The 2,595-nt window shown below is 63.8% G+C and carries 3 protein-coding genes and 1 pseudogene; 2 read left to right on the top strand and 2 right to left on the bottom strand.

The features are described 5' to 3' along the window. Together PMI40_RS20625 and PMI40_RS20620 are read left to right on the top strand one after the other, a co-directional pair. Nucleotides 1–766 (top strand): carbohydrate kinase family protein (locus PMI40_RS20625; RefSeq protein ID WP_008119410.1); only part of this gene is annotated, 766 nt, incomplete at its 5' end. Nucleotides 767–817: 51 nt separating this feature from the next. Next, nucleotides 818–1,375, top strand: a complete 558-nt coding sequence (locus tag PMI40_RS20620) for a peroxiredoxin (protein ID WP_008119409.1) — start codon at nucleotides 818–820, stop codon at nucleotides 1,373–1,375. A gap of 66 nt (nucleotides 1,376–1,441) precedes the next feature. On the opposite strand, the gene PMI40_RS20615 is transcribed toward PMI40_RS20620, so the two are convergent. Then, the gene (locus tag PMI40_RS20615) at nucleotides 1,442–1,981 is read right to left on the bottom strand and encodes a YggT family protein (protein WP_040502576.1); all 540 of its coding nucleotides are present in this window, start codon (nucleotides 1,979–1,981) and stop codon (nucleotides 1,442–1,444) included. A 266-nt stretch (nucleotides 1,982–2,247) separates the two neighbouring features. Next, nucleotides 2,248–2,595: pseudogene (locus PMI40_RS20610) on the bottom strand (histone); the annotation flags it as partial.

Genomic DNA, 2,595 nt, shown 5'->3' with positions numbered 1-2,595 from the left:
GGGGGGGGGGGGGGGGGAGCCGGTGGTGATGGCCACCGTCGGCCTGGACAGCGCGCCCTACCTGGAACACCTGGCAAGCCTGGATATCTCGACCCGCTGCGTGCGCGTGGTGGAATCGTCCTTCACGGCACAGTGCTTCATCACGACCGACGCCGGCAGCAACCAGATCACCGCCTTCCACCCCGGCGCGATGAGCTTCTCGCACGAGAACAAGGTGGCCGACGCCGGTGCCGTCAAGTTTGCCATCGTCGCCCCCGATGGCCGTGATGGCATGCTGCAACACGCCGAGCAGGCGGCGGCGCTGTCGATCCCGCTGATCTTCGATCCGGGCCAGGGCATGCCGATGTTCGATGGCAATGACCTCAGGCATTTCATCGACCTGGCAACCTACGTGGCCGTGAACGACTACGAAGCCGAACTGCTGACCGCGCGCACCGGCCTGTCGCTGGCGCAGATCGCCGAGCGGGTGTCGGCACTGATCGTCACCCGCGGCGAACTGGGCGCCGAGATCTACCACGACGGTGGCAAGATCGATATTCCGGTGGTGCCGGCATCGACCATCGCCGACCCCACCGGTTGCGGCGACGCCTTCCGCGCCGGCATGCTGTACGGTCTGACCGAAGGGTTCGACTGGCCCACCACCGGCCGCCTGGCCAGCTTGATGGGTGCCATCAAGATCGAGTCACAGGGACCGCAGAACCACGCACCGTCCAAGGCCGAAATCGAAGACCGGTTCCAGCAGGTGTTCGGCTATCGTTTCGGCTAGGCATCGACGGGGCCGCATTACATCACCGAACGTTCACTCCAGGAGAGTCGCATGTCCAAGTCGTTGTCGTCGTTGTTTGCCGTGCCCCTGCTGCTGGCTGCCGCGCTGGTGACGGCGCCCGCCGGCGCCGTGCTCAAGCCGGGCGAGAAAGCGCCGGACTTCTCGGCACCGTCGTCGCTGGGCGGCCAGGTATCGACCTTCTCGCTGACCTCGGCGCTGAAGAAAGGCCCGGTGGTGCTGTACTTCTACCCGGCTGCCTTCAGCTCGGGCTGCACCGTCGAGGCGCACCTCTTTGCCGAGGCCACCGATCGCTACAAGGCATTGGGCGCGACCGTCATCGGCATCTCGGCCGACAATATCGAGACGCTCAACAAGTTCTCGGTCAGCGCCTGCCGCAGCAAGTTCGCGGTGGTGGCCGATGTCGACCAGAAGGTCATGAAGGCCTATGACTCGGTGCTCAACAAGAATCCCGAACGCGCCAGCCGTACCTCGTATGTGATTGCGCCGGACCACTCGGTCATCTACGAATACACCGACATGAACCCCGAGAAGCACGTCGAGAACACCATGCACGCACTGGAGCAGTGGTCGGCGAAGAAGAAGCAATAATCGACCAGGCAACAAAAAACGGACCAGCTTGTCACTGGTCCGTTTTCTATTGGGCGCGCCGCTCTGTCAGGCCAGCGACAGCAGCAAGGTACTGACCACCCGCGCCGCGATCTGCAACAGGATCAAGGCCGCCAGTGGCGACAGGTCGACCCCGCCGACGAGCGGGATGATGCGGCGCAGCGGGCGCAGCAGCGGTTCGTTCAAGGTTCGTACGAAGGGCGCCAGCGGCGCCTGCGGATTGACCCAGCTGAATACCGCCTCGATGATCAGGGTAGCCATGAAGCCATAGAAGATCCACTGGAAGAACCGGATCAGCGACAGCAGCAGGATGGTCTTGAAGTCGAAGCCGGTATCGAACCCTACCGCGGCGATGATCGACAACAGCACGATCAGGAAGGCGCCCAGCAGGCTGGCCCAGTCATAGGCGCCGCCGGGCATGATGCGACGCAGCGGCTTGACCAGCCAATCCGAAAGTTGATAGACGAACTGCCCCACCGCCTGCGGCGGACGCACCCGCACCACCTGCATCCAGAAGCGCAGCAGCATGACACCGGCCAGGATGCTGGCCACGGCGTCGACGATCAACATGAAAATACTATGCAGCACAGGGGTCTCCGTCATTAACAAAATCGGTGGATGCGGCGGGACTTCGACGCGCACGCACATACTAGATGGCATTGGCACAATCGCCAAGCATCTATTTTCGCGGGCTCGACGCCTGGATACATATGGCGACGCCGCGTCCGTTTCCAATCCCTGCCCGCTGGACCAGCGAGGCTGGTGCCGGGCACGGGCAAAAAAAATCCGCTGCATGGCGCGAAGCCACCCAGCGGATTTTGCCTGAACAAGTTCAGGCGGCAGACTCGGCCGGATTACGGACGGGTGGTGCCAGTCGGGAACGGCCAAGCCGCGGCCGGGTTCAGCACTGTCTTCGCCGAAGCGGAAGCTGGTGCTGCGGCTGCTGGCTTAGCCACCGGCTTTTTTGCGGCAACCGCCTTCTTGGCTGCTGCTGGCTTGGCGGCGGCGACAGGCTTGGCTGCTGCCTTGGCTGCCGGCTTTGCCGCTGCCTTGGCGGCTGGCTTTGCTGCTGCCTTGACTGCTGGCTTGGCTGCTGCCTTCGGTGCTGCTGCCTTCTTGGCGGCGACCGGCTTCTTGGCGGCGACTGCCTTCTTCGGTGCTGCTGCCTTGGCGGCGACTGCCTTCTTCGGTGCTGCTGCCTT

Source organism: Herbaspirillum sp. YR522, assembly GCF_000282575.1.
Classification (GTDB): Bacteria; Pseudomonadota; Gammaproteobacteria; order Burkholderiales; family Burkholderiaceae_D; genus Herbaspirillum.
Note: the sequence above shows the minus strand (reverse complement) of the source record. Positions and strands in the feature narration are given on the sequence as shown.

Coding starts and splice junctions, on each gene's coding strand:
- PMI40_RS20620 (WP_008119409.1), top strand. CDS start 818: ATGTCCAAGTCGTTGTCGTCGTTGTTTGCCGTGCCCCTGCTGCTGGCT.